Source organism: Mesorhizobium sp. B2-3-10, assembly GCF_006442275.1.
Lineage (GTDB): Bacteria > Pseudomonadota > Alphaproteobacteria > Rhizobiales > Rhizobiaceae > Mesorhizobium > Mesorhizobium australicum.
Genome location: NZ_VFVT01000001.1, coordinates 699,614 through 718,071 on the forward strand (window position 1 = coordinate 699,614; position 18,458 = coordinate 718,071).

Below are 18,458 nucleotides of genomic sequence, written 5' to 3' on the forward strand. Positions count from 1 at the left end.
TTGTCCGTCCGGAATTGCGAAAACAAGAAGCCCGTGGAGTTTTCATGCGTATCTTCACCGCCTCGCTGGCGACGGAAACCAACACCTTCTCGCCTGTGCCAACGGACCGGGCCTCTTTCGAGATGGCGTTCTATGCCGAGCCGGGCAAGCATCCGGAAACGCCGACCCTGTGCTCCTCGCCGATCGTGGCGCTGCGCCGCCGCGCGGCCGCCGAAAGCCTGACCGTGATCGAGGGCACCGCCACCTGGGCCGAGCCCGGCGGCCTCGTGCAGCGGCAGACCTATGAGGCGCTGCGCGAGGAAATCCTCGGCCAGCTCAAGGCTGCATTGCCGGTCGATGCCGTCATCCTGGGCCTGCATGGCGCCATGGTGGCGCAAGGCTATGACGACTGCGAGGGCGACCTGCTGGAGCGCGTGCGTGGCATTGTCGGGCCTGAGGTGGTGATTGCCTGCGAGTTCGATCCGCACAGCCATCTGACACCGAAGCGCGTGGCGGCGTCCGACATCATGGCCTATTTCCTCGAATTCCCGCACACCGATTTCTACGAGCGCGGCGAGCATGTCGTCGAGCTTGGCCTGGCTGCGGCGCGCGGCGAGATCAAGCCGGTCATCTCGACCTTCGACTGCCGCATGATCCAGGTGCTGCCGACCAGCCGCGAGCCGATGCGCTCCTTCGTCGACCGCATCAAGGCGCTGCACGGCAAGGACGGCGTGCTGTCGGTCTCGGTCATCCACGGCTTCATGGCCGCCGACGTGCCCGAAATGGGCACGCGCATCCTTGTCGTTACCGACAATGACAAGGCCAAGGGCGATGCGCTGGCGGAGCGGCTTGGACGCGAGCTCTATGCCATGCGCGAAACGACCGCGATGACGATGCTGAGTACGGCCGACGGCATCGATCGGGCGCTGGCCGTGCGCAAGCAAAGACCGGGCAAGCCGGTGATCATTGCCGATATCTGGGACAATCCCGGCGGCGGCGTTCCCGGCGACGGCACCTTCGTGCTGCGCCAGATGCTGGCGCGGGGCCTGGACAAGTTCGGCGTGGCGACGATCTGGGATCCGATCGCGGTGACTTTCTGCCAGGCGGCCGGCGAGGGCGCCGTCATCGACCTGCGTTTCGGCGGCAAGGCCGGCCCGCAGGCGGGCGAACCGATCGATGCACGCGTCAAGGTACTGAAAGCGGTTGCCGAGGGCTGGCAGAGTTTTGGCCCGAGCCGGGTGACATTGGGACCATCAGCGGTGGTGCGCATCGAGGGCACCGAAGTCGATGTGATCCTGAACACCAACCGCACCCAGACCTTCGAGCCGGATGTCTTCTCCAACATCGGCATCGATCCGCTGTCGAAAGACATTTTGCTGATCAAGTCGACAAACCATTTCTACGCCGGCTTCGAGCCGATCGCCGCCGAGATCATCTATGTCGCGGCGCCGAGTTCCTATCCCAGCAATCCGGCGACGACGAATTACACGAAGCTGACGCGGCCGGTGTGGCCAAGGGTAAAGGATCCTTGGGTCGGCAGCCAAGGATAACGAGGTTAACGTCGGCGCCGACTTCGGCGATTGCCTACACCAATCCGCGCTTGACCATCATCGCTTCCGGCGACGGCATTATGCCGCGAAACGCCGTGTAGAGCTCTTCCGGATCCTTCGAGCCGCCGGCGGCGTAGATGTTCTTCCTCAGCCGCTCGGCCAGCGCCGGGTTGAAGGGGTCTCCGGTTTCCTCGAAGGCGGCGAAAGCATCGGCGTCCAGCACCTCCGACCACATGTAGGAATAGTAGCCGGCCGAATAGCCCTCGCCGGCGAAGACATGGCCAAAATGCGGGGTGCGATGGCGCATGGCGATCGTATCCGGCATATGCAGCGTCGCAAGCGTTTCGGCCTCGAAACGAAGCGGCTCTTCCGGCGCGTCGGGCCGTGCATGGTAGGCCATGTCCATCAAGGCAGAGGCGGTGAACTCGACGGTGGCGAAGCCGGCGCCGAAGGTGCGTGTGGCCAGCATCTTGTCGAGCAGCGCCTTCGGCATCGGCTTGCCGGTCTTGACATGCAGCGCGTGCTTTTCCAGAACCGCCGGCACCGTCAGCCAGTGCTCGTAGAGCTGCGAGGGCAGTTCGACAAAGTCGCGGCTGACCGAGGTGCCTGACACCGACGGCCAGGTGACGTCGGTCAGCATGCCATGCAGCGCATGGCCGAATTCGTGGAACAAGGTCTTCGCTTCGTCGACCGACAGCAAAGCCGGTTCGCCCGCTGGCGGCTTGGCGAAGTTCATGATGTTGTAGATCACCGGCTTCGAGCCATGGCCAAGCTTGTAACCGGACTTCAGCGCGCTCATCCAGGCGCCGGAGCGTTTTGACGGCCGCGCGAAATAGTCGGCGAGGAACAGGCCGCGCTCACTGCCGTCGGCATTTTTGACCACGAAGACGCGCGCGTCCGGATGCCAGGCGGCGATGCCTTTCTTCTCCTCGAACGTGACGCCGAACAACCGTGTCGCGACGTCGAAGCAGGCGTCAATGACGCGGTCGAGTTGCAGATAGGGTTTCAGCTCCGCTTCGTCGAAAGCGAACTTCTCGGCGCGCAGCTTCTCCTGGTAGAAGCGCCAGTCCCAGGCGGCGAATTTTTCGTTACTGCCGGCCTCGGCCGCCAGACGCTCCAGCTCTTTCTGGTCGGCGGCGGCTTTTTCCAGTGCCCTTTCCCAAACCGGGTCGAGCAGCGCGTGCACCGCCTTCGGTGTCTTGGCCATGGTGTCGTCGAGCTTGAGCGCGGCGAAGGAGGCGTAGCCGAGCAGCTTCGCCTTTTCGGCGCGCAGCTTCAGCATGTCGCGCACCACGGACGTGTTGTCTGACGCACCGCCGTTCTGGCCGCGCATGGTGAAGGCGCGATAGGCGATCTCGCGCAGGTCGCGGCGTTCGGAGAAGGTTGTGAACGGCTCATAGATCGAGCGCGACAGGGTGACGGCGTAGCGGCCCTTCTGGCGGCGCATCTCGGCGGCCTCGGCCATCGAGCTTTTCACGAAATCCGGCAGGCCGGCGAGATCGGCCTCGTCGAGGAACAGCGCCCAGTCGCGCTCGTCGGCCAGCACGTTCTGACCGAAAGTCGTGCCGAGCGACGACAGCTCCTCGTTGATTTTGGCCAGCCGCGTCTTGCCGTCGGCGTCGAGCTTGGCGCCGGAACGGACGAAGCCTTTCCAGGTCTTCTCCAGGACGCGCAGCGTCTCGCGATCGAGGTCAAGGCTCTCGCGGCGCTGGTAGAGATCGTCGATGCGGGCAAACAGCTTCTCGTTCATCGAGATGGCCGAGAAGTGCCGCGACATCTTCGGCGAAATGTCACGCTCCAGGGCCTGGATGGTTTCGTTGGTGTGAGCGCCGGCGCGGCACCAGAAGATCGATGAGACATGATCCAGCGCCTCGCCGCCGAGCTCAAGCGCGGCAAGCGTGTTCTCGATGCTCGGCGCATCCTTGTTGCCTGATATCGCGTCGATCTCGGCCTCATGCGCCTTCAGCGCGGCGTCGAAAACGGGAGAAAAATCACCGTCGCCAATATGGGCGAAATCGGGCAGGCCGAGCGGCCCTCGCCACGCGGTCAACGGATGGGCGGCGAGATCGACGGCTTTCGGAGAGGGCATGGAGGGTCTTTCGCTGGCGTCAGGAAGGAGGGTGTCACCGATGTAGGGCGCGGTCCGCGGGCCCGCAATATGCCAGTTGGCCGCTCCGCCTCAATAGCCCTCGCAGTTTTCAGCGATTGCCGCCTGCGAACTGGCGGTGATGCGGTTGTCGCTCACCGCGAAGGTCTCCTGCATCAGCATGTCATTGTTGGGGAAGTCGTAGCAGGCGATCACGGTGATGACCCCACCTTCGGTCTTCTCGATGCGGTGGCGGATCGCAGCTCCCGCAACCGCACCTTTCCATTCGTCGAGCGAGGCGATGAATTCCTGCTTGCTCTGGACAACGCCGAGGTCGTCGAGCTTGATGCGGACGTCGTCGGCGAGCAGGTCCGCCAGCTCGGTGCGATCGGCGACCAGCAGCGCCGAATACCAGCGGCTTATGACGGCGCGGTCGTCGGCGCGAGCGGCAACGATCGCCATCATCAGCGCGGCCGCCGTGAAAACGACCGGCCGGACGCTCATCGCCTGGCGCGCCCTACCGTTCATTCCAGCACCGGCCGCTCGAAATCGCCGGTCTCCTTGTTCATCACCCAGAGCTCGCCGGTCGAAATGTCGAACCAGGCTCCGTGCAATGACAGCCGCCCCTTGCCCTCAAGGATCGAGACGCAGGGAAAGGTCCTGAGATTGGCGAGGGAGTAGCGGATCGAGATGCGCTCCAGGGCCGTCTGGCGTTCCGTCGCCGTCATGAAGGTGCTGGCCGACACCGTCTCGGCGGCCGGCGCGATCAGGCTCATCCACTTGCCGATGAAGTCGCCGGGAGATAGCGGCGCGGAGTTGGTGTCGAGCGCGGCCCGGATGCCGCCGCAGCGGCCGTGGCCCATGACAACGATATTCTTGACCTTGAGGCTCTGCACCGCGAATTCGAGCGCGGCCGAGGTCGAATGGAACTCGCCGTCCGGCTCGTAAGGCGGCACCAGATTGCCGACATTGCGCAAGACGAAGAGTTCGCCGGGGCCGGCGTCGAAGATCGCCTCGGGCGCGGATCGCGAGTCGCAACAGGCGACGATCATGGTCTCGGGCGCCTGGCCTTCGCGGGCGAGCTCGCGATAGCGGCCGCTCTCGGTGAGGTAGCGGCCGTTCATGAAATTGCGGTAGCCGGCGAGGAGGTGTTCGGGAAGATGAGGCATGGGCGGCTAAGGCCTTTCCGGGTTGGAGGCGGCAGCTCGTTGCGGTCGAGGAAAGCCTCTAACGGCAAAAGCCCGTTACGAGCAATGCAGAATTGTAGGAGCTAGCTATAAATGCCATGCGCCAAAGCGGGACGCCCGCTGACATTGTCACGCCCAGATAGCGACCGGTATGCCAAAACCGTCAGCGCGAGGCGGGTCGGGAAACGGCTTCGCTTCGCCGCTGGCGATACGGCCGGCAATCAGCATCATCGCCGCGGCGTCCAGAAAATCGTCGGCGGCCGCACCACGTGGCGGCGGTCGGTCGAGGAAATCCATGTCATAGCCGTGCCGGCAAAGCAGCGCCTTGCGCTCCGCCATGCCGGCCAGATTGACGCTGCCCTTGATCTTCTTCGGCAACAGCATGGCCTGATCGCCGTTCAGGCGGCAGAAGGCGACTTCCGGATGCGATTCGAAGATGCGGCCGCGCAGTTCTGGCCGCGCGATCAGCAATGTGTCGATCTCGCGGATTTTCGAAAAGATGCCGAAGGCCTGGATGGAAACGCCGCGCGGCGGGTTGGATGTGGCCTTGGCCGCTTCGCTTGCCCTGATATGCGCCGCGTACCAGGCTTCGATCGTGGTGAAGCCGCTGGTGTCGGCATAGAGCGCGGCACGGGACGGAATCGAGAAGACGCTGGACTGGCGAGCGCCAAGCAGCGGCCGCACCAGCGCCTCCGGCCCGCGTCCGCCCTTTTGCGAAAATTCCGGTAGACCGATCGGCATGTCGACGGCGACGATCGCGTCATCGGGGATCGCCGCCAGCAGGGCGGCGAACGAAGGGAAGACATCGACCGAAGGCGCCGTATCTGGGTCACGACGTGTCGAACCGGGTTCGCTCCGCACGGCGATCCAGCCGGCCTTGCAGCCATCGGCGCCGACGAGCACGACCTTGGCCGGGGTCACGCCCGGCGATCCCGCCCCGGATGCGTGAGGTGGCGAAGCTGGACCATGGCCATCGGGTGCGACAGGCTCTGCGCGTCGGTTTCGAGCTGCAGTTCGTCGCCGCCGCGTTTTGCGGTGCGCGCCAGGATTTCGTAGACCGCCGCCGTCGTCGACTGCAGCGCCTTGATCGCCGGCTGGCCGGACAGGATGCGCGCCAGGTAGACCGCTGCCGTCAAGTCGCCAAGGCCGTTCGGCGGCTTGTCGATCAGGCGGTGTTCGGCCAGCAGCGCCTGGGTGCCGTCGAGCAGCAGATTGCCTGTGCCGCCTGACATCATCGACGGAGCCGAGGTGACCAGCATGGTCGACGGTCCGGCGTGGAGTGCGGCCGAGATCACCGATTTCAGATCGGGCAGCGGCGCGCCGGCCATCCATTCCAGCTCATAGCGGTTGGGGGTGGCGATGTCGGCAATCGGCATCAGCCGGTCGCGCATGGCGGCGGCGGTGGGCTCGGGCACGTAGAGGCCGCCGGAATCACCCATCACCGGATCGCAGATATAGACGGCATCGGGCGTCCTCGCCTTGACCGCGGCGACCAGCGAGGCGACCGCCTCGGCCTGGCCGGCCTCGCCGAGATAACCCGACAGCACGGCCCCGACCTCACCCAGCCACGGCGCGCGCTCCAGATCGGCCATCAGCGCCTTGAACTGGTCGAGCGGCGGCACGATGCGGGTCGCGCGGCCATGGCCGGGATGCCAGGGCAGGGTGACCGTAGGTACGGCCCAGACCGGAAAGCCCAGTGTCTCCAGCGCGAAGACGGCCGCGCGGTTGCCGACGGAGCCGCGGGCGACATGGCTGGATATGACGATGACCGCGCGCGGCGCGTCGGCTTTTTCGGCGCTCATTGTCTCTTGATTCCTAGCTGCCCCGGGTGAGGAAAAGCACGAGCCAGACCATCAGGCCCAGCGCCAGAAGCAGGCCGAGTATCCTGCCAACACGCGTGCCCCAGACTTCGATCGGATCCGTGCGATCGGCATCGGCCGCGGAGACGTGGTCGCGCATGCCTTTCGTCGTCCGTGCCACGAAAGAATTGCCGGCCGGATCGGTCTCCTGCGCGACGCGCTGGAGGATACGGCGCGATTCGCTGTCGCTGTCCTGGCGTTTCGCCATGATGATATCCCGTTCTGATCGAACCTTATCGCGTTCACCGGGCCAATCACAGGGCCTTGCGCGGGCACAATTCATGCCGAGCCTGCTTCAGAGGCCGAGGCCGTTTTCTTGCGCGCCGATTGTGGTAATGCTTCGGATGCAACTTCTATCGAGGGATCCCTTCATGCTTGCCCAGCGCCTTGCTCGACCATCGACATTTCGCACGTTGCCCGCCTTCCTGATGATGGCAATCGTGCTGCCGCTGCTTGCCGGCTGCGGCTACAACACGATCCCGACGGCGGAAGAAAACGCCAGGGCGGCATGGAGCGAGGTGTTGAACCAGTATCAGCGCCGCGCCGACCTCATTCCCAATCTGGTCGAGACGGTCAAGGGCTATGCCTCGCATGAAAAGGACACGCTCGACGCCGTCGTCCAAGCGCGCGCCAAGGCGACGCAGATCACGGTGACGCCCGAAACGCTGAAGGATCCGGAAGCCCTCAAGAAGTTTCAGGATGCCCAGGCCGGGCTGACCAGCGCGCTGTCGCGGCTGATCGCGGTGTCGGAAGCCTATCCCGACCTCAAGGCCAACCAGAATTTCCTGGCGCTGCAGGCGCAGCTCGAAGGCACGGAGAACCGCATCGCGGTGGCGCGGCGCGACTACATCCAGGCCGTCAGGGACTACAATTTGACGCTGAAGACCTTCCCGTCGGTACTGTGGGCGACATTCTGGTTCCGCGGCAACGAGCCCTTCGCCAACTTCACCGTCGACGAAGACAAGATGCAGCCGCCGAAGGTCGATTTCGGCACGAAGCAGGGCGGGTGAACGGCGACTGTCCTCGGAACGAATTCCCGAAAAGACGGACCGCCGGCGTGCAAACACCCCCCTCTGTCCTGCCGGACATCTCCTCCTCAAGGGGGGCGCTGCGGAACGCCTACCTTTCCTTTCTCGGCCTTCTTGCCAGCATCCTCTTCCTCCCGTTCGCCGCCTTCGCTGCCGATCTTCCGGCGCTGACCGGCCGCGTCGTCGACAATGCCGGCATCATCGATGCCGGCACACGTGCGGCGCTGACCCAAAAACTCGCCGACTTCGAAACCAAGGGCTCGGACCAGATCGTCGTCGCCACCATTCCCAGCCTCGGCGGCGAGGAGATCGAGCCCTACGCCAACCGGCTGTTCCGCTTCTGGAAGCTCGGCCAGGCCAAGGAGAACAACGGCGTCCTGCTTTTGGTCGCGCCAAACGACCGCAAGATGCGCATCGAGGTCGGGTACGGGTTGGAAGGCACGCTGACCGACCTGCACACCAAGCTGATCATCGAAAACGACATGGTGCCGGCCTTCCGCGCCGGCGATTTCTCCGGCGGCATCTCCAAGGCCGTCGACGACATGATCATGGTGCTGGAGGGCAATCCGGAAGAATTGGAAGCGCGCGGCAAGCGCAACGAGCAGGCACCATTCAATTCCGACGACCTGTTCTTCGCCATTTTTATCGGCATCTGGGCGATCATTTTCTTCGGCAGCATCGCGGCCTCGGTCCTGCCGCCGATCTTCGGCCAGAAACTCGGGCCCGGGCGCTATCGCTGGCTCGGCATGACCTTCGAGCCGCACCGGCGATCATCGTCCGGCGGCTGGTCGTCCGGCGGCGGCGGTTGGTCCTCCGGCGGAGGGGCCTCCGGTGGCGGTTTTTCGGGCGGCGGCGGTTCGTCCGGCGGCGGCGGCTCCTCGGGAGGCTGGTAAGGCCATGGCCAGAGCTGCCGTCCCTTCAATGCCCGGCCAATGCGCTTCGCGGCTGCGCCTGGCCTTAATCATCCTGGCGTCTCTGCTGCTTGCCTCGATCGCCGCCGTGGCCGCCGACCTTCCGGCTCTCACCGGCCGCGTTGTCGACAATGCCGGCATCATCGATGCCGGCACACGTGCCGCGCTGACGCAGAAGCTGGCGGACTTCGAAACCAAGGGCTCCGACCAGATCGTCGTCGCCACCATTCCCAGCCTCGGCGGCGAGGAGATCGAGCCCTACGCCAACCGGCTGTTCCGCTTCTGGAAGCTCGGCCAGGCCAAGGAGAATAACGGTGTCCTGCTTTTGGTCGCGCCAAACGACCGCAAGATGCGCATCGAAGTCGGCTATGGGCTGGAAGGCACGCTGACCGACCTGCACACCAAGTTGATCATCGAGAACGACATGGTGCCGGCCTTCCGCGCCGGCGATTTCTCCGGCGGCATCTCCCAGGCCGTCGACGACATGATCATGGTGCTGAACGGCAATCCGGAGGAGTTGGAGGCGCGCGGCCGGCGCAATCCCGCCGACAGCAGCACCCCCATGGATCCGGTCGTCGCGGTGTTCCTGATCCTGTGGGCGACGATGTTCTTCGGTGGCCTGGCAATGGCCTTCCTGCCGCCGATGTTCGGCACAAAGCTGTCGCCGGGCGTGTATCGATGGCTGGGCATGACGTTTCGTTATGGCCAGGGTGCGGGCGGATCATCCGGAGCCAGCGGCTGGACGAGGTCGTCGGGCGGCGGCTGGTCCTCGGGTGGTTCCGGCAGTGGCTGGTCGTCGGGGTCAAGCAGTGGCGGCGGGTTTTCCGGTGGCGGCGGCTCGTCCGGCGGTGGCGGTTCTTCAGGAAGCTGGTGAGACAAGATCATGGCGACACGACCGATCAGCCCGCAGGATCATGAGCGCATCGCCGCTGCGATCCGCGCCGCCGAAGCGCAAACCGACGGCGAGATCTACTGCGTCGTGGCGCATGCCAGCGATGGCTACTTAGCTCCCGCAGCCTTGATGGCGACCCTCGGCATGCTGGTCGTCAGCCTCGCGGTCGCCTATGGGCTGGAGGCCTGGTGGCTCACCATCCGCCTGCCACATTTCATCACCGCTCAGTTGCTGGCCATGGCCTGCGTGCTGGCCCTGTTGTGGACGCTGCCCGGCCTGCGCATCCATATGGTGCCGCGTCGGCTGCGCTATCAGGCTGCGCACGCCAATGCGGTCAAGCAATTCCTCGCCCGCAACGTCCACCGCACCACGGCGCGCACCGGCGTGCTGATCTTCGTCTCGATCGCCGAGCGCTACGCCGAAGTGGTCGCCGATTCGGGCATCGCCGCCAAGGTCGGCCAGCATGTCTGGGATGGCGTGGTGCGCGATCTGACCGCGCATGCCGGCCACGATCGGCTTGCCGACGGTTTCGTCAAGGCGATCGAGGGGGTCGGGGCCGTGCTGGCCGAGCACTTTCCGGTTACTTCGGGCGATACCAACGAGCTCGACGACCATCTGGTCGAAATCTGAAAAGCCCTACCTGCAAACGCTACTCAGCCGGACGCCTGACGCGGCTTTCTGCGCTTCCGATGCCCACGGACCTAAAAGTCCGCTGGGTTTCGGTACTCGAAAGCCGCGCCATCCGCCTCGGCTGAGCGCGTTTTCAGGCTGGCTTTGGCCAATGTCGGCAGTGTCATGATCGTCTGTGCGAAAGCGGACCATCGGCCGCCGGGACTCTTGCAATCGGGCGATGCGGGTTTATGGTTAACAAATCATGAATACGCTGACGATCGACATTCGGAAGGCAGACCCGCGCGATGCCGGCGCCATCGCCGAAGTGCACCTCGAGGCTTGGCGCGGCGCGTATAGCGGAATCATTCCGCACCGCACGCTGACATCTATGATCAACCGTCGCGGAAGCGACTGGTGGGCCAACGCTATCCGCCGCGCCGCCACCGTCCTGGTCGTCGAGATCGGCGGCACGATCGCCGGCTACGCGACGATCGGCAAGAACCGCGCCAAGGAACTCAAGCAGCAGGGCGAGATCTACGAATTGTACCTGCGCCCGGAATATCAGGGCATCGGGCTCGGCAGGCGGCTGTTTTCGGCGGCCAGGGCACGTCTCGCCGACCATGGGCTGAAAGGCATGGTGGTGTGGGCGCTGGAAGACAATCAGAACGCACTTGCCTTCTATGCCGGGGCCGGCGGCCGCGACATCGCCGAAGGGGTCGAGATTTTCGAGCAGAAGGCGCTGAAGAAGGTCGCCTTCGTCTGGGAGTGACCGCCTGGGGATAATCGCGGAAGGTGTGGTCCCGGGCTCACGCACATCACGACCTTGAAACATCTTGTGCCGATGATTGAACGGGTCGACCGCCATCGCGTCTCGCCGGACGCCTGTAAGCACCATTCGCCGCATTGCACCATTTTGCGCCGCCCGCTATCTCCTGCCGACCGAGAGAGGGACAAAAGACATGCGCATCGAAGCTATAGCCACCGGAAAGAATCCGCCTGAGGACGTCAATGTCATCATCGAGGTGCCGATCGGCGGCGAGCCGATCAAGTACGAGATGGACAAGGAGGCCGGCACGCTGTTCGTCGACCGCTTCCTGCACACCTCGATGCGCTACCCCGGCAATTACGGTTTCGTGCCGCACACGCTGTCGGGCGACGGCGACCCGATTGACGTGCTGATCTGCAACACGCGCGCCTTGGTGCCGGGCTGCGTGATCAACGTGCGGCCGATCGGCGTGCTGATCATGGAAGACAATGCCGGCCAGGATGAAAAGATCATCGCGGTGCCGTCACCGAAGCTGACACTGCGCTACGAGAACGTCACCGAATACACGCAGCTGCCCGACATCACGCGCCAGCAAGTGCAGCACTTCTTCGAGCACTACAAGGATCTGGAACCCGGCAAATGGGTCAAGATCGAGGGCTGGCATGATTCCAAATACGCCAAGAGGATGATCATGGACGCGATCGACCGGGCGAAGGCGAGCAAGTAGCTCGAGCGGTCAGTTATCGACCCGGCCGAAAGCCGGCACGTCGCCAATCACCACGCGCTTGTCCTTGCCGCAGGCGAAGCCTTTCGCCTTCTCGTCGGCGATCTTGCGCGCCTGGTCGTTGGCGGCGGGGTTGCCGGTGGCCAACACCAGGCCGACGGTGCAGCCGTCCCGGGCGTCCATCTGGGCGACCTTGGCGACGAGCAGCACCTCGGTCTTCTTGGTCTCGTCCTCGCCATTGCTGATCGAGCGGCGGTGGATGACCGCGAACGGCACGGCTTTGTCGCCATTGGTTTCGACGCGCCACTCGACCTTGGCTCCGGACGAATTCAAGGCGGAAAAACTTTCCCAGGTGGACGTCATGTCGCCGCCGGGCGGAAAACCATAGAACAGCGATTCGCGGGCGTCGTCATATCCGACCAGCACGGGATAGCCGCGATAGCCGGAGCAGGCGAGGTCGGCCCAGTCGCCGTCGCCCTGCCCGGCCTGCGCATAGGTCACGCAGTCCTTCTTCCAGTCGAGGTCGGTGTAGGTGCTGGATATGTCGCCGGCCTGTGCCGCCTGGCAAAGGCCGGCGAAGGTGAGCGGGATCAACAGGCTGCGCATGGCGGAGATCTCAGTTGGAGGTCGTCCCAGCGTATCGCCAATCGCTATTTCTTCAAGCTGGCTTCGATCAGCAGGTCGGCGTTGCGGGCAACCGACTGCGCGGGTCCGCCGAGGCCGAACAGTTGGCCGCTGATATAGGCGCCTTCGATAAGCAGCAGCAACCCGTCGCCCAGCGTGTCGGGGTCTTGCGCGCCCATCGCAGCCGCCATGGCGCGCAGGCGGCGGCGCAATTCCTGCTTGTTGGCCTCGCTGACGACGCGAGCCGGATGGCTGTGGTCGGGATATTCGACCGCCGCATTGGTCATGCCGCAGCCGCGATAGTCCGCCACCTGCGTTCGCTTGCCGATGCGGGTCAGGAAAGCCTTGATCTGAGCGCGCGGGTCGCCGGGATTGGCGGCGACGGCCTCGTCGAAACGCTCCCAATATTCACGATCGTATTGCCTGAGGTAGGAAGCGGCCAGCTCGTCCTTGGAGGGAAAGCTGCGATAGAGGCTGGGCTTGGTGACGCCGGCACGCTTGACGATTTCGTCGACGCCGATCGCCCGGATACCGCGCCGGTAGAACAGGTCATAGGCCACGTCGAGGATCTTCTTGGCGGCCTTCGGTGGCGCCGACGCATGACCGTCGCTGATGGTCAGTTCAATATTTTTGTCGCTTGGCATCATGGGACTCGATTGACAATGTTACCGATCGGTACGTATACATGCTCCCATCTTGCAACGTACCGGTCAGTAACATGATAGCTCAATCCCGTCCCTTTGGCCAGCGCTACGCTTTCGTGGTGGTGGGCGTCATCTTCCTCTGCCTGCTGATCGCGGCCGGCCTGCGCTCGGCGCCTTCCGTCATGATGCTGCCGCTCGAAAACAGCTTCGGCTGGCGGCGCGACGTCATTTCGCTGGCCGCGGGCGTCGGCATCCTGCTCTATGGGCTGACCGGTCCGTTCGCCGCCGCGCTCATGGAGCGCATCGGGCTGCGCCGCACGCTGCTGGCGTCGCTGGTGGTGATGTCGGCTTCGACCACGCTCAGCCTGCTGATGACCAAGCCATGGCATCTGTTCATCACCTGGGGCGTTTTTTCCGGCATCGGATCCGGCGCTGTCGCCAGCGTCCTTGGCGCCACCATCGTCAACCGCTGGTTCAAGACCAATCGCGGTCTTGTCATGGGGCTGATGTCGGCCTCCAGCGCCACCGGCATGCTGATTTTCCTGCCGCTGATCGCCTCGCTCGCCCAGACAGGCGGCTGGCAGCCTGTCGTCATCGCTGTCGCGATCGCCACCGCGGCGTTGATCCCTCTGGTCTGGTTGCTGGTGCCGGAGCGCCCGGCCTCGATTGGCATGGTGCGTTATGGCGCCGAGGCGGATGATGTGCCGCCGACTTCGCCCGCGTCACAGGGCAATTTCCTGGCGCATACGCTCAGCACGCTGCGCCGCGCCGCTGGCACGCGGGTTTTCTGGTACCTGTTCGCCACCTTCTTCGTCTGTGGCTTCACCACCAACGGGCTGGTCGGCACCCATCTGATCGCCTTCTGCGGCGACATGGGCATCGGCGAGGTGCAGGCCGCCGGCCTGTTGTCGATGATGGGCATTTTCGACCTGATCGGCACCACGCTGTCCGGTTGGCTCACCGACCGCTACGATCCGCGCAAGCTGCTCGGCGTCTACTATGCCATCCGTGGCCTGTCGCTGATCTATTTGCCCTATTCAGGTTTCTCGGCAACCAGCCTGATCATCTTCGCGGTGCTCTATGGCCTCGACTGGATCGCCACCGTGCCGCCGACTTTAAGGCTCGCCAACGAAGCCTTCGGCGACCGCAGCGGGCCGATCGTGTTCGGCTGGATCGTGGCCGGCCATCAGGTGGGTGCCGCCACCGCTGCTGCCTTCGGCGGCACCATGCGCGAACTGCAGGGCAACTACGAACTGGCGTTCCTGATTGCCGGCATGACGGCGATCGCGGCGGCTTGTATTTCGCTCCTGATCAACACCAGCCGGCCGGCCTTCGATCCCGAACCGCAGGCGGCTTGAGGCGCGTCGATAATTCAGGGGAGGCCGGCCTGCAAACGGCGGATTCCTGCGCTTCTCCGTTCTACTGCGTCGCAGTAGAACGGAGCTCACGTACAAAATGTACGCTCCGCTCGGATTCTCGAAAACCATTATTTTCGGCCCGGCCTGACCTGAATCTCAACACACCTCAGCGTGTAAGAACGGGCGCGAACGGTCAGTCGGGGTAGCAGGCCATTGGAATGTTGGGCCAGACCGCCGCGTCGCAGTTGGCGCTCGCCTGTCTCTGCTTGAAGGCGGCACTGACCGGCCCGGTCACCACGGGGTCGACGCCGTCGGGCGCGTCGGCAAAGGCCTGTTGCGCGGAAGGCGCATCGGTCGGCAGGGCAGGCCGCGTTTCCTTCAGCGTCGCGGCCGACTGCGCGGCGTTGGCCGCCAGCAGCATCGCAAAGGCGGCGGACGCGATAAGTGGCCAAAATCGGTTGAGTCTATCGGTCATCACGTTCGAACTGTCCGGGCCCTGAAAAGGTTCCCGCCTTGGTTAACAAAATCATTTCACACGCAGATGCTTAAGATTTGATGAGTATTTGGTGTCGCGCGTCCCCTTTCGCAACTGCGAAAAACCCTGTATGAGCCGCGCAACCGAAAGAGGCAGCGCCCTTGGCCTGCTGCCTGCAACGCTTCCGAGACCAGAATCATGAACCTCCGTAATATCGCGATCATCGCGCACGTCGACCATGGAAAGACCACCCTGGTCGACCAGCTTTTGAAACAGTCCGGCTCCTTCCGCGACAACCAGCGCGTCGCCGAGCGTGCCATGGATTCCAACGATCTCGAAAAGGAACGCGGCATCACCATCCTGGCCAAGGCGACCTCGGTCGACTGGAAGGACACGCGCATCAACATCGTCGACACGCCCGGCCACGCCGATTTCGGCGGTGAGGTCGAGCGCATCCTGTCGATGGTGGATTCCGCCATCGTGCTGGTCGACGCCGCCGAAGGGCCGATGCCGCAGACCAAGTTCGTCGTCGGCAAGGCGCTCAAGGTCGGCTTGAGGCCGATCGTCGTCATCAACAAGATCGACCGGCCGGACGCGCGCCATGTCGAGGTGGTCAACGAGGTGTTCGACCTGTTCGCCGCGCTCGACGCCACCGACGAGCAGCTCGACTTCCCGATCCTTTATGGTTCGGGCCGCGACGGCTGGGTGTCGGAAAATCCGGAAGGCCCGAAGGACCAGCAGCTTGCGCCGCTGTTCGACCTCGTCATCAAGCATGTGCCGGCGCCGACCGTTCATCCCGGCCCGTTCCGCATGATCGGCACTATCCTGGAAGCAAACCCGTTCCTCGGCCGCATCATCACCGGCCGCATCGAGAGCGGCACGCTGAAGTCCAACCAGGCGGTCAAGGTGCTGCACAATGACGGCACCCAGATCGAGACCGGCCGCATTTCAAAGATTCTCGCTTTCCGCGGCCTCGAGCGTCAGCCGATCGAAGAAGCGCAGGCGGGTGACATCGTCGCCATCGCCGGCCTGTCCAAGGGCACCGTCGCCGACACGTTCTGCGACCTGGCGGTGACCGAAGCGCTGCATGCACAGCCGATCGACCCGCCGACCGTGACCATGTCCTTCCTCGTCAACGACAGCCCGTTGGCCGGCACCGAAGGCGACAAGGTGACCAGTCGCGTCATCCGTGACCGTCTGCTGCGCGAGGCCGAAGGCAATGTCGCGCTGAAAATCGAAGAATCGCCCGACAAGGATTCGTTCTTCGTTTCCGGCCGCGGCGAATTGCAGCTCGCCGTCCTGATCGAGACCATGCGCCGCGAAGGTTTCGAGATCGCCGTCTCGCGTCCGCGCGTCGTCATGCAGAAGGGCGAGAATGGCGAATTGCTGGAGCCGGTCGAGGAAGTCGTCATCGACGTCGACGAGGAGCATGCCGGCGTCGTCGTGCAGAAGATGTCGGAGCGCAAGGCCGAAATGGTCGAGCTGCGTCCCTCGGGCGGCAACCGCCAGCGCATCGTTTTCCATGCGCCGACGCGCGGCCTGATCGGCTACCAATCGGAACTGTTGACCGATACGCGCGGCACCGCCGTGATGAACCGGCTGTTCCATGCCTACGAGCCCTACAAGGGCGAGTTGCCTGGCCGCACCAACGGCGTGCTGATCTCCAACGAACAGGGCGAGTCGGTGGCTTACGCCATGTGGAACCTTGAAGATCGCGGTCCGATGGTCATCGATCCCGGCGTCAAGGTCTATCAGGGGATGATCATCGGCATTCACAGCCGGGACAACGATCTCGAAGTGAACGTGCTGAAGGGCAAGAAGCTGACCAACATCCGCGCCGCCGGCAAGGACGAGGCGGTCAAGCTCACCCCGCCGATCCGCATGACGCTGGAGCGCGCGCTGGCCTGGATCCAGGACGACGAACTGGTCGAGGTGACGCCGAAGACCATTCGCCTGCGCAAACTCTATCTCGACCCGAACGAGCGCAAGCGTTTCGAGAAGTCGTCGAAGGCGGTCGGCGCGGCGTAAAGTTTCCCTTTTCCGAGAGTTTGAGGGGGCGGAGCACTTGTTCTCCGCCCTCTTTCGTTCATCCACCAGCGGCCGAGATGATGGTCCGCCGGTCGGGCTCGCTGGCGAGATCGATGCGGATTGTCGCTCCCTCTCGGGCCGGTTTGCGCAGGGCCTTTGCTCCATCCGGCTCGATGGTCAGCAGCCTCCGCTCGTCCAGTGCGTGAAGGCGCGACCGCGAGATGCCGAGTTCGTTGGCGAGCAGCCGGTCAAGCCTCAACGATACCGGCATTTCCAGACCAAGTCGGAGCTCCAGCACCGTCGCGCCTTGCTTAATCCCGCCGATCACCTGCTTGCGCACGACGGCGTCAGGGAACTCTTCGACGCGTCCCACCTGGTTGCGCAGGGCGACGATGTCGAAGGCATGGCTCCGGACCAGTGCCGGATCATTGCTTTCGAGCGCCGCCAGCAGTGCCGGCGCGATATCGCGCCGGTTGCAGCGCTCGAAAATGCCGAAATTCCAGGAATTGTCGCAGTCGACGCAGCGATAGATCAGCCACACGTCGATGCGCTTGCCGTTGGCGTTGACGCGGAATTTCTCGCTGCAGCGGTAGGCTTTCACGAAGCCGCAGCGATTGCAGTTGATCAGGGGTCGTGGTGCGATTTCAGGCGCGATCGTCCAGTGGACGCGCAGGGCCGATGACATGCCGGTAAGTCCTTCCCGTTGGGAAGTTCATCCGGTCGGCGCTATCGAGATGCCCATGCGGGCGCGGCGTGGCGGGCGGCTGCGGAGATTGTGACGTCAGGTGTCGCTGGCGGTAAGCCGAGCGACAGCGGTTCAGCAGTGCCAAACCGGTCTCGAACCGCCGCCCAGAGGAACACATCAAAAAAACAAACAGGCACCGCTGATGCAGCGCCATGCAGGTGTGTCGGGGGAGTTGACGAGACCGGTGGTTACTGGGGCAAAGTGAAGCTCGAAATTGTTTCGCGGCGGCCCTTCTAGCGGCGTGACGCTGGGGCTGCAAGGGGCTCCGCAAGTCACGCTGAGGGGGTCAGCGCCATGGCTCATATTGTCTTGCCTTTGCCAGAGACGCAGCTGTCGGGTTATTGTGATTGATGAAGCCCTGACGCGGAGACCCTCGCCATGCACCTCGCCTCGCTGCTGATTTTCGCCGCCGCCTTGTTCGTGGCCGCCGGTTCGCCTGGCCCATCGATCGCGGCGCTTGTCGCGCGCGTTATCTCGAAGGGGTTTCGCGATGTGTTTCCGTTCCTGCTTGCCATGTGGATTGGCGAAGGCATCTGGCTGTCGCTGGCGGTGTTTGGGCTGGCCGTGGTGGCGCAGACCTTCCATCTCGCTTTCGTCGTTGTGAAATGGATCGGCGTTCTCTACCTGGCCTATCTCGCCTGGAAGATGTGGACGGCGCCTGTCGACGCCAAGGAGGGCGAGATGCCGCGTGAGGATTCGGCCGGCAAGCTTTTTTTCGCCGGCATGGCCGTCACGCTCGGCAATCCCAAGATCATGATGTTTTACCTGGCGCTGTTGCCGACCATCATCGACCTCGCTTCGGTCAGTCTCGTCGGCTGGGTCGAACTGACGGCGACCATGGCGGTGGTGCTGATCGCCATCGATCTCGCCTGGGTGCTCGCCGCCTCGCAGGCGCGCAAGCTCCTCAGGAGCAAGCGCGCCATGAAGATCGCCAACCGCGTCAGCGCCACGACGATGGCCGGTGCGGCGGCGGCCATCGCGGCGCGGTAA

General features: G+C 64.1%; 20 protein-coding genes. 10 read left to right on the forward strand and 10 right to left on the reverse strand.

The features are described 5' to 3' along the window. Positions 1-44: 44 nt before the first annotated feature. Positions 45-1,529, forward strand: coding sequence for a M81 family metallopeptidase (locus FJ943_RS03615; protein WP_140719838.1), 1,485 nt, complete (start codon positions 45-47; stop codon positions 1,527-1,529). A gap of 34 nt (positions 1,530-1,563) precedes the next feature. Here FJ943_RS03615 and FJ943_RS03620 read toward each other — a convergent pair whose 3' ends face one another. The 6 genes from FJ943_RS03620 to FJ943_RS03645 form a co-directional block, all read right to left on the reverse strand. Next, a complete protein-coding gene (locus FJ943_RS03620; protein ID WP_140719840.1) occupies positions 1,564-3,618 on the reverse strand; it encodes a M3 family metallopeptidase in 2,055 nt (684 codons plus the stop codon). A gap of 90 nt (positions 3,619-3,708) precedes the next feature. Further along, positions 3,709-4,143, reverse strand: coding sequence for a nuclear transport factor 2 family protein (locus FJ943_RS03625; protein ID WP_140719841.1), 435 nt, complete (start codon positions 4,141-4,143; stop codon positions 3,709-3,711). Continuing rightward, positions 4,140-4,784 (reverse strand): carbonic anhydrase, encoded by a 645-nt coding sequence (locus FJ943_RS03630; protein WP_140616544.1) that lies wholly within the window; start codon positions 4,782-4,784, stop codon positions 4,140-4,142. The genes FJ943_RS03625 and FJ943_RS03630 overlap by 4 nt, the downstream gene beginning before the upstream one ends. Before the next feature lie 147 nt (positions 4,785-4,931). Next, on the reverse strand, positions 4,932-5,723 hold the full coding sequence (locus FJ943_RS03635) for a DUF429 domain-containing protein (RefSeq protein WP_140719843.1): 792 nt from the start codon (positions 5,721-5,723) through the stop codon (positions 4,932-4,934). Beyond that, positions 5,720-6,604: a pyridoxal kinase PdxY gene (gene pdxY / locus FJ943_RS03640; RefSeq protein WP_015315125.1), complete on the reverse strand. Its 885-nt coding sequence runs from the start codon at positions 6,602-6,604 to the stop codon at positions 5,720-5,722. The genes FJ943_RS03635 and pdxY overlap by 4 nt, the downstream gene beginning before the upstream one ends. A 13-nt stretch (positions 6,605-6,617) precedes the next feature. Further along, positions 6,618-6,869, reverse strand: a complete 252-nt coding sequence (locus tag FJ943_RS03645; protein ID WP_015315126.1) for a hypothetical protein — start codon at positions 6,867-6,869, stop codon at positions 6,618-6,620. A gap of 163 nt (positions 6,870-7,032) precedes the next feature. Here FJ943_RS03645 and FJ943_RS03650 point away from each other — a divergent pair, with 163 nt between their 5' ends. The 6 genes from FJ943_RS03650 (at position 7,033) to ppa (ending at position 11,597) form a co-directional block, all read left to right on the forward strand. After that, entirely contained in the window at positions 7,033-7,671 is a 639-nt protein-coding gene (locus tag FJ943_RS03650) for a LemA family protein (RefSeq protein WP_015315127.1), read from the forward strand. A 98-nt stretch (positions 7,672-7,769) separates the two neighbouring features. Then, positions 7,770-8,582: a YgcG family protein gene (locus FJ943_RS03655; protein WP_246671832.1), complete on the forward strand. Its 813-nt coding sequence runs from the start codon at positions 7,770-7,772 to the stop codon at positions 8,580-8,582. 4 nt (positions 8,583-8,586) lie between these two features. Further along, complete coding sequence (locus FJ943_RS03660; protein WP_181174482.1) at positions 8,587-9,474, forward strand: YgcG family protein; 888 nt, start codon at positions 8,587-8,589, stop codon at positions 9,472-9,474. Between the two features lie 9 nt (positions 9,475-9,483). Beyond that, positions 9,484-10,122 (forward strand): TPM domain-containing protein, encoded by a 639-nt coding sequence (locus FJ943_RS03665; protein ID WP_140719844.1) that lies wholly within the window; start codon positions 9,484-9,486, stop codon positions 10,120-10,122. A 244-nt stretch (positions 10,123-10,366) separates the two neighbouring features. Beyond that, the gene (locus tag FJ943_RS03670) at positions 10,367-10,873 is read left to right on the forward strand and encodes a GNAT family N-acetyltransferase (RefSeq protein ID WP_015315131.1); all 507 of its coding nucleotides are present in this window, start codon (positions 10,367-10,369) and stop codon (positions 10,871-10,873) included. 190 nt (positions 10,874-11,063) lie between these two features. Next, the gene (ppa, locus tag FJ943_RS03675) at positions 11,064-11,597 is read left to right on the forward strand and encodes an inorganic diphosphatase (RefSeq protein WP_015315132.1); all 534 of its coding nucleotides are present in this window, start codon (positions 11,064-11,066) and stop codon (positions 11,595-11,597) included. A 9-nt stretch (positions 11,598-11,606) separates the two neighbouring features. Here ppa and FJ943_RS03680 read toward each other — a convergent pair whose 3' ends face one another. Together FJ943_RS03680 and FJ943_RS03685 are read right to left on the reverse strand one after the other, a co-directional pair. After that, the gene (locus FJ943_RS03680; protein ID WP_140719846.1) at positions 11,607-12,200 is read right to left on the reverse strand and encodes a hypothetical protein; all 594 of its coding nucleotides are present in this window, start codon (positions 12,198-12,200) and stop codon (positions 11,607-11,609) included. Between the two features lie 44 nt (positions 12,201-12,244). Further along, positions 12,245-12,862 carry a TetR/AcrR family transcriptional regulator gene (locus tag FJ943_RS03685; protein WP_140712373.1) on the reverse strand — a complete coding sequence of 206 codons (618 nt, stop codon included), beginning with the start codon at positions 12,860-12,862 and terminating at the stop codon, positions 12,245-12,247. 74 nt (positions 12,863-12,936) lie between these two features. Between FJ943_RS03685 and FJ943_RS03690 the strand changes: the two genes are divergently transcribed. Then, positions 12,937-14,220: an MFS transporter gene (locus FJ943_RS03690; RefSeq protein ID WP_181172862.1), complete on the forward strand. Its 1,284-nt coding sequence runs from the start codon at positions 12,937-12,939 to the stop codon at positions 14,218-14,220. Between the two features lie 193 nt (positions 14,221-14,413). Here the strand turns inward: FJ943_RS03690 and FJ943_RS03695 are convergent, their stop codons facing one another. Further along, positions 14,414-14,695, reverse strand: a complete 282-nt coding sequence (locus tag FJ943_RS03695; RefSeq protein ID WP_140719848.1) for a hypothetical protein — start codon at positions 14,693-14,695, stop codon at positions 14,414-14,416. 198 nt (positions 14,696-14,893) lie between these two features. Between FJ943_RS03695 and typA the strand changes: the two genes are divergently transcribed. Continuing rightward, on the forward strand, positions 14,894-16,723 hold the full coding sequence (gene typA / locus FJ943_RS03700) for a translational GTPase TypA (RefSeq protein ID WP_015315136.1): 1,830 nt from the start codon (positions 14,894-14,896) through the stop codon (positions 16,721-16,723). Positions 16,724-16,781: 58 nt separating this feature from the next. Here typA and FJ943_RS03705 read toward each other — a convergent pair whose 3' ends face one another. Next, positions 16,782-17,408 (reverse strand): DUF1062 domain-containing protein, encoded by a 627-nt coding sequence (locus tag FJ943_RS03705; protein WP_140719849.1) that lies wholly within the window; start codon positions 17,406-17,408, stop codon positions 16,782-16,784. Between the two features lie 438 nt (positions 17,409-17,846). Between FJ943_RS03705 and FJ943_RS03710 the strand changes: the two genes are divergently transcribed. After that, entirely contained in the window at positions 17,847-18,458 is a 612-nt protein-coding gene (locus tag FJ943_RS03710) for a LysE family translocator (protein WP_015315138.1), read from the forward strand.

What these genes read in the sequence shown, in the direction of transcription:
- FJ943_RS03615 (WP_140719838.1), top strand. Translation starts at nt 45, where the DNA reads ATGCGTATCTTCACCGCCTCGCTGGCGACGGAAACCAACACCTTCTCG.
- FJ943_RS03620 (WP_140719840.1), bottom strand. Translation starts at nt 3,618, where the DNA reads ATGCCCTCTCCGAAAGCCGTCGATCTCGCCGCCCATCCGTTGACCGCG.
- FJ943_RS03625 (WP_140719841.1), bottom strand. Translation starts at nt 4,143, where the DNA reads ATGAACGGTAGGGCGCGCCAGGCGATGAGCGTCCGGCCGGTCGTTTTC.
- FJ943_RS03630 (WP_140616544.1), bottom strand. Translation starts at nt 4,784, where the DNA reads ATGCCTCATCTTCCCGAACACCTCCTCGCCGGCTACCGCAATTTCATG.
- pdxY (WP_015315125.1), bottom strand. Translation starts at nt 6,604, where the DNA reads ATGAGCGCCGAAAAAGCCGACGCGCCGCGCGCGGTCATCGTCATATCC.
- FJ943_RS03645 (WP_015315126.1), bottom strand. Translation starts at nt 6,869, where the DNA reads ATGGCGAAACGCCAGGACAGCGACAGCGAATCGCGCCGTATCCTCCAG.
- FJ943_RS03650 (WP_015315127.1), top strand. Translation starts at nt 7,033, where the DNA reads ATGCTTGCCCAGCGCCTTGCTCGACCATCGACATTTCGCACGTTGCCC.
- FJ943_RS03660 (WP_181174482.1), top strand. Translation starts at nt 8,587, where the DNA reads ATGGCCAGAGCTGCCGTCCCTTCAATGCCCGGCCAATGCGCTTCGCGG.
- FJ943_RS03665 (WP_140719844.1), top strand. Translation starts at nt 9,484, where the DNA reads ATGGCGACACGACCGATCAGCCCGCAGGATCATGAGCGCATCGCCGCT.
- FJ943_RS03670 (WP_015315131.1), top strand. Translation starts at nt 10,367, where the DNA reads ATGAATACGCTGACGATCGACATTCGGAAGGCAGACCCGCGCGATGCC.
- ppa (WP_015315132.1), top strand. Translation starts at nt 11,064, where the DNA reads ATGCGCATCGAAGCTATAGCCACCGGAAAGAATCCGCCTGAGGACGTC.
- FJ943_RS03680 (WP_140719846.1), bottom strand. Translation starts at nt 12,200, where the DNA reads ATGCGCAGCCTGTTGATCCCGCTCACCTTCGCCGGCCTTTGCCAGGCG.
- FJ943_RS03685 (WP_140712373.1), bottom strand. Translation starts at nt 12,862, where the DNA reads ATGCCAAGCGACAAAAATATTGAACTGACCATCAGCGACGGTCATGCG.
- FJ943_RS03690 (WP_181172862.1), top strand. Translation starts at nt 12,937, where the DNA reads ATGATAGCTCAATCCCGTCCCTTTGGCCAGCGCTACGCTTTCGTGGTG.
- FJ943_RS03695 (WP_140719848.1), bottom strand. Translation starts at nt 14,695, where the DNA reads ATGACCGATAGACTCAACCGATTTTGGCCACTTATCGCGTCCGCCGCC.
- typA (WP_015315136.1), top strand. Translation starts at nt 14,894, where the DNA reads ATGAACCTCCGTAATATCGCGATCATCGCGCACGTCGACCATGGAAAG.
- FJ943_RS03705 (WP_140719849.1), bottom strand. Translation starts at nt 17,408, where the DNA reads ATGTCATCGGCCCTGCGCGTCCACTGGACGATCGCGCCTGAAATCGCA.
- FJ943_RS03710 (WP_015315138.1), top strand. Translation starts at nt 17,847, where the DNA reads ATGCACCTCGCCTCGCTGCTGATTTTCGCCGCCGCCTTGTTCGTGGCC.